Genomic DNA, 6,871 nt, shown 5'->3' with positions numbered 1-6,871 from the left:
TATATATTTGTTGTTTAATTCGCCCTGCTTTTTATACCCATCTATCCGATGGAGAAAGCGACCATTATTCACATGAGCCATTCGGCTAAAATTCAGATTTATCCTCGTAGCAATACAATAATAGTTCTGCATACCTATGACTTTGGCGTTGTATTCGTGAATGTTGCTCTTTATGTCGCTTGCTGTCTTGCTGTTTTGAATCTCTATAATTGCTTTTGAGAGTTCTTTCTGCATATGCGACATTGCCTTGTCACAGACATTTGAACTGATTACCCATGTCCTGCGTTTCTTTATCAGCCTCATACGGAACCCCAGAAATTCACTATCTCTTTTCCTGAGATTTGTGACCTTTGATTTTTCATCTGAAATTTCCAGTTTGAGCCGCTTTAGCAGCCAGTCCTCAACCGCATGGTATGTTCTGTCAGCGTCCTTACGGTTCCTGCAAAAGATTTTAAAATCATCTGCATACCGGACTATACGCATTTCCTTGAGGTTGCTCTTTTTGAGCGCCGTGTGGCTGTTGCACTTTTTTTCTGCCCCGTTCGGATAATATGTGACCTTACAAGGAGACTTCATATGGTCTGCCATACCCTCCCACTGTGACGCTATCCACCAGTCCAGTTCGTTCAGGACAATGTTGGCTAACAGCGGGGAAAGTATGCCGCCCTGAGGGGTTCCCCTATCTGGGTGTAGGATTTCTCCATCTGGCATTTGAATTGGCGCTTTCAGCATTGCTTTGATTATCTGAATCAGTTTGGTATCCCGTATACCCAGCGTCCATATCTGCTGTAACAGCTTTCTATGATTTACGTTGTCAAAGAAACCCTTTATATCCACGTCCACCACATAGTGGAGTTTATTCCTTTGAGCCAGTCCATAAGCGTAGGAGACAGCGTTTTCAGCGCTCCTGCAAGGTCTGAAGCCGTATGAATGTTCATAGAACTTTGCTTCACAGATTGGCTCCATGACTTGTAATATGCATTGCTGTACAATCCGGTCTATGATACACGGTATACCTAACGGTCTTAATTTCCCGTTTGGTTTGGGAATCTCTACCCTCCTTACTGTTTTTGGCACATACCTTGTAAACTGTTTTTGAATAAGGGAGACAAAATCTTCTTCCGGCATATCTGCCAGGGATTCTATCGTTCTCCCGTCTGTACCGGCGGTATGGCTCCCATCATTGCTTTTAATATTTCTGAAAGCAAGCATGATGTTATTTGGTGCCACTATGATTTCTACGAGATTATTAAATATCTCTCCATCTCTGCTTTTTGCATACAGTTCATCAAAGATGTTCTGCATGTCATAGTATTCCGCATGGCGCAGTTTACTTCTTTTTTTAGCTTTCCGTGTCATGTACATCACCCCGTTTCATTGATTCGAGTGACAATTTCTTATTCTTACTCGACTGCATGATTAGAGAGTGTGTACTGCTGATTTTCTGCCTGACTTGTGGCCATTCCTCCGTCACCCTCTTTTTCGCAGGCAACATCGACAGTTCGACCACGACCTTTCAGCAGAGATTCATCCGCTTATTATTCTTCGCCGGATTATCCATAGGATTCTCTGCCTTTCCTTGTTCCGATAATTCTATCTGTGCATATATACCCTTAGGTGTTCCCTCTAAGCCTGACAGCTTGCATGTGCCTGTAACACATCACGGTAGTTCGTAACAACCATTCCTACTAAACCGCACTGTCTGGGCATGAACCCACACATACATTTCTGTATGTGGCACTTTTAGACCTTTACATTCGGGAGTTTCGTCAGGCATTGCTGCCATTCTAACCATAGGTATTTTATAGACCCCCGGCATATGGGGTGCGCTGTCCACCTCTGGACAGGTTTCGTCAGCGTTATCTGTTACGGCACCTTTCTGCCGACTTTACCGGGCTTCACACCTCATCACAGAGTGATGACGCATGCCGGAGTATCAGGGGAGGCGTTTCAAGGCGTTACCCTATCATTCCACCTCTCGAATTATCAGTTCACAGAACTGATTAAAAACAGCGCTGTGCGCCGCCTTTTCAGCGACGAACAAGTCGCACGGTTGTAGTGCATGGATTTCTTGAAGTTAATGGTATTCAGCACTTTCACCCGGTAACTGTTCTTTAAGAGCATTTTTCCGCACTCTACTAATACTGTACCCTTCGGATCAGTGACAACATAGGAACTGTGCATCTGCATAAGGTTCGGTTTTACGAAAAACCTCGTCTTGCCCGAACCAGAACCGCCGATGACAAGGATATTCTTATTCCTCGCATACTTCGGCTGTTTTGGTCTGCCGGACATCATCAGTCTTTCCGTTTCTGTGAGTAACACGTTGTTCTCAAACACCGGATCGACATAAGGCTCAATATCTTTTGCGTTCCCCCATCTCGCAGAACCGTACTCCATGCCATGCCGGAATTTCTTGGCGTTCTTGGCTTTGAAATACACCACAAGGCGGAGCGCAATGCCGCACCCTATCCCTATCAGCAAATCTTTTGGGTGGAAACTTGGTAACGGGTTGGAAAATAAGTCCTCCATCCCCGCCATGACCGCCATCGCTTTTGCGGAAGCGTCCTGCCCCGGCGATACCCGCCACAGCCACGCAATTTTGTCGCAGAAATACCCGGCAAGCGCATAGGGGAGGTTCATAAGGAAAAGTTTCTTTTTGTCAATATTCCCCGTCTTTGCCTTCAGCTTTTCAGGGATTGACTTTAGGTCTTTGGCAATGCCCTCTACGATTTTACTCATAATGACTGCCCCCTGTCCTTCTGGTGTTCCCTTGCCCTCTCCCGTTTTTTGTCCTTGCCTAGCTGCTCCCGGAACTGCGCCAGCTTCTCCTTTACGGAGATGCGGTTATGCTTTTTCTCATTAACTTTTACAAACTCCTTAAATGCCTGCGTTATCACGTCGGCATCTTTGCCCTTGAATAATACGATGTGCTTCGGCGGCTTCTCCGTCTTGTCCTTCTTCACAGCGAACTGCACGTTATACTTCTTTGCCACTCTCTCAAAGGACTTGATGTTGTTATCCGTCACCTCAATGCTCGAAGCGCCCATACCCTGACCGACCAGCTCTTTCACTGATATTTTCCCATGCGGCATCTGCTTTCCCTGTTTCCGGTGTTCCAGATACATCTTCATAGCCTTTTTCAGCACGTCGGCAGTCAGCCGGGAAGATTTAAACACAAGGGCAATGGTTTTCTGTGTCACTTCCTCCTGCATGGTTTTCCTCCTTCTTTTTTTATTGCTGTACGCCCGTCAGGGTGGGACGTACAGCCTGTGGATCATATATTTCATAAGCTCTCCTTTCTGACCGGATTATGGCAGTTCCGGCTTTCTCCCTTCTTCCAACGCTTTGATAATCTGTGCAAACCCGGATTCCAAATCTTCAAAGCAGATACGAATGTCCCCCGGATTTTTGATGTAGGTATCCACAAATCGGTAACTGAGCCGCCCTCCGTCCTTTCCAATACTGACACAATAGACAGATGCAAACTCCCCGTTTTCCAGCATCCATATCTCGCTTTCAAGGCACAGGACAAAGTTGTCCGAAAACAGCTCCTCTATCTCACAGCCTATCTTGCAGGCTGGATAACAGAAAAGAACATCTGTCATGGCGAAGGGTTCTTTCCCCGTACCATCGTCCCCCTCCATCATCATCACGTCTTTCATGTTCCTTTTGATATAAGGGAATAACTGGCTGGAATAGTTCTCCGCTTCATATTCCCTCGGATCGCTCCCATCGCCCAAAAACTCCGCCGAATCATCAAACTCACTGTCCTCATACAGCCGGAACAGGCGGAGAAGGCATTCCCGCATCTTATCCTCTGTCAATCCTTCCTCCTGCACGTCATTTTCCCTCGCTGCTTTGGGTTTCCTTTTCCCTGCCGCATAACGGATTCCGCCCAATACCGCTGCTCCCGCTACCGCCGCAAGGGAAACTGCTGTTGCTTTTTTGTGTTTCATCTTCCTGATTTCTCCTTTCCGCTTCTGGACTTTTTGTCCAAAAGTTTTCCAAACGCAAAAAGGGCAGCTATAAACCGCTGTTTACGGTCTATAACTGCCCTCACGCTGTTTCTGGTATTTAATTATCTGTACCGGATCACCGGACACTGCTTTGTCTTTTTCCCTACTTTCCTCCGTTCCAGAGCGAAAACCATATCCCCGGTACGCTCAAAATATCCTATATCCTTTTTCCAGCTCATGCCGCATTTACAATGCTGCAAGCCGATAAACTGCTGTTTCATCTTCCTTCCGCAGTTCGGGCATATTTTTTTGCTCCTGCCCTTCTGCTTTACTTTCGGCTTGTCGGCATCCTGCTTTTTTTCCTTCTTTTCGGGAAGCCCGTTCTCCGCAATCCTTGTTTCATAACGTGGCAGACGGTAAAGATACAGGCTGTATATTTCATCGAAGGAAGCCTTTTCCGCTATCCCCTTTACCCTCTGGTAAATCTGCCCCGCAATTTTTTCACAGTCCTCTCCTTCCGGCATCCTGCCATGCTCCCTGTAATAATCACAGGTCTTTTGGAACATACCGTCTGCTATTCCGGCTTTCTGTTTCTGCTTTAAGTCCTTATATGTCCTGTCCGCCCTCCGCTTCCTGTTTCCCAAACGCACCACTCCTTTATCCTGATACGGTCTATTTTAGCAGAAAACGCCCCGGAATTGTAAAAAATATCTGCCGCCTTAACCGAAAGCGTCTTTGCACAGGTCAATGAAATATCTCTTTTTCTCCAATATTTCCTCCTGCCTGTCTTTGGAAAGCGTCTGGAATATCTCGTCATAGTCAAGCTCCGCAAGCGGCGTACCAAGCACTGGCGTTAATACTTCATGTTCATACCATATCCGCCAGAGTTCCTCAAACAGTTCCTCACTGTCCGAAAATGCCATTGCCGAATCAAAACCTTCCCCCTCACTGAACCATTGCAGACGGACAAAGCCGAACCTCCCGGCATCCGCCACCATTACATCGGTCAGCTCATACAGCTCCGCAAACGCATCCGCCACCTTCCGGCATTTTGCCCGCTGTTCTTCCGTAATAAATTTTTCCGCCATAGCGCACCTCCTAACTTACTTCTGGACAAAAAGTCCAAAAGCTATCTATCCTCTTTTAAACAGTAGATTGTGCAGAGGTCAGCGTATAACACGCCTTCCCCGCATTTTATTGTGTCAAACAAAAGGCATTGGAACAATACGTCACGCACATCTTCCAGACTGGCGATGCCCTGTTCCTTCCCCGAAAAGCCTGATCCGGGAATATCCATATCCGCCGATGCCGCCCGCCTTGCCGAGATACAGTGCGTGTAAAGTCCGAGGATATATTTATCGGACATGGGGAAAGCGAAGGCTTCCTGCCCGTCATAGGTTACCCTGTATTTTTCCTGTTCCCCTTCCGGCAGTTCAAAGATACACCATACCGTTTCCAGATAAGTATGCCCGTCAAAATCCGGCTTTATTTTCTTCCCATACCTGCGGATTGCGGAAAATATGCTGTTCCGGTCAAGAAAAGAACGGGTACGCTGAAAAGCTGGCTTCCTGCCCTTAATATCCATGTAAACATTATTCCCTGTCCCCTTCCCGGCAAACCTGCCATAATCGCCTGTCCGCAGCAGATAGGACAATACCTGCAGCAGCTTTTCCCTTGACGCAATCTCCTGATAAGGGGAATCGCCAAACTCTATCCTCACGAACTTTAGCGGGCAGCTCCCCTTTGCGATTTCCCGTTCCATTGTCCGGTCAATATCCCTCATGGACTCCATTTATCCATCTCCTTCCGCTTTGCGCTCAAACATCCCTTTTTCTTCCCAACCGCCGCCATACATATCATGCTGAACCAACTGCTGGTAATAATGGTTCATGGTATTCGGGGCATTGTAGAGGGCTGTCACCATGTACGCCCTGATGTTGGTTATCCTTGTTGTGGTTTCCTTCATGCACCCGATGACATACTCCAAATGGGAGCTGTCCAGCTTTAAAAACTTAGACTTTACAAGCTCATACGGGTAATCTTCCCCGTTGACCTTTACCGTCTTACGCTTCACGCACACAATCTCGCAGATTACCTCATACAGTTCCTCATAAAGACCTTTTTCACTCCAATCGCCATATTTCATGTGATGCTCATACTCAATATTTTTCTTAATGATTTCCATGTAGGCGCTGGCTTCATCCATCACATCAATCATACCATTATCCGGCTTGCCCGGTTTCTGTTTCTCTGTTCCACTATCTGATTGATTGATAGGATTGGTATAACTCAGATCGGTATAATTAGTATTGTTATAATTAGGGTTCGATTCCCGAACTTCCGCAAGTTCGATTTCCGAATTTCTTGAAGTCTGGTTTCCGAACTCCTGCAAGTTCGATTTCCGAATCTCTTGAAGTTCGATTTCCGAACTTCTTGAAGTTTGATTATCGAACCTCTTGAAGTTCGGTTTCCGAACTTCTGCGGAATTGTCAGCATTATCCGGCTTTTCCGGCTCTCCGCCCGGTTCTTTCCCGGTATCCAGTGTCGCAAAATTCTTCACATAGATAATGTCCGGCTTGCCTAGCCCCTGTCTTTTCTTCTCAATCAGACCGATGCCCTTTTTGCTGTCAAGCTCCGCTATCACCTTTGCGCATTTCTCCCTTGCGCATCCCAAATCCTCCATTATGTTATCAAGGGTGTAATGGATATACACCCGGTTTTCTTCGTCAAGCCAGCCATTCTTGATTGACAATGCCAGCCTGTCAAGCATCAGACCATAAAGGAGCTTTGCATCGCTGGACAACTCTTTAAACCTTGCGTCTTTTATCAGAAGCCTCGGAATCCGGTAAAAGGAAAACTGTTCCGCTTCGATGCCATAATAATAGTCGAATTTTATTGTGCCATCCACGCCG

At 46.5% G+C, this 6,871-nt stretch carries 7 protein-coding genes and 1 pseudogene; all 8 read right to left on the bottom strand.

Going from position 1 to position 6,871, the window contains the following annotated elements:
- Positions 1-1,212: group II intron reverse transcriptase/maturase (gene ltrA, locus VSQ61_RS21050; RefSeq protein ID WP_334346311.1), on the bottom strand; the 1,212-nt coding region annotated here is incomplete at its 3' end.
- 840 nt (positions 1,213-2,052) lie between these two features.
- Positions 2,053-2,742 (bottom strand): annotated as a pseudogene (locus VSQ61_RS21045) (type IV secretory system conjugative DNA transfer family protein); the annotation flags it as partial.
- Positions 2,739-3,215 (bottom strand): PcfB family protein, encoded by a 477-nt coding sequence (locus VSQ61_RS21040; protein WP_159749852.1) that lies wholly within the window; start codon positions 3,213-3,215, stop codon positions 2,739-2,741. The gene VSQ61_RS21040 and the pseudogene VSQ61_RS21045, both read right to left, overlap by 4 nt.
- Before the next feature lie 96 nt (positions 3,216-3,311).
- Positions 3,312-3,959: a hypothetical protein gene (locus VSQ61_RS21035; RefSeq protein WP_334346310.1), complete on the bottom strand. Its 648-nt coding sequence runs from the start codon at positions 3,957-3,959 to the stop codon at positions 3,312-3,314.
- A 122-nt stretch (positions 3,960-4,081) separates the two neighbouring features.
- The gene (locus VSQ61_RS21030; RefSeq protein WP_502877064.1) at positions 4,082-4,609 is read right to left on the bottom strand and encodes a hypothetical protein; all 528 of its coding nucleotides are present in this window, start codon (positions 4,607-4,609) and stop codon (positions 4,082-4,084) included.
- 69 nt (positions 4,610-4,678) lie between these two features.
- Positions 4,679-5,047: a hypothetical protein gene (locus VSQ61_RS21025; RefSeq protein ID WP_159749846.1), complete on the bottom strand. Its 369-nt coding sequence runs from the start codon at positions 5,045-5,047 to the stop codon at positions 4,679-4,681.
- A gap of 41 nt (positions 5,048-5,088) precedes the next feature.
- Positions 5,089-5,751: a hypothetical protein gene (locus VSQ61_RS21020; protein WP_159749844.1), complete on the bottom strand. Its 663-nt coding sequence runs from the start codon at positions 5,749-5,751 to the stop codon at positions 5,089-5,091.
- A complete protein-coding gene (locus tag VSQ61_RS21015; RefSeq protein ID WP_159756328.1) occupies positions 5,752-6,867 on the bottom strand; it encodes a DUF6017 domain-containing protein in 1,116 nt (371 codons plus the stop codon).
- Positions 6,868-6,871 lie beyond the last annotated feature (4 nt).

It is taken from the genome of Candidatus Merdisoma sp. JLR.KK006, from assembly GCF_036941035.1.
Classification (GTDB): domain Bacteria; phylum Bacillota; class Clostridia; order Lachnospirales; family Lachnospiraceae; genus Laedolimicola.
This window is presented reverse-complemented; position numbering and strand designations above follow the sequence as displayed.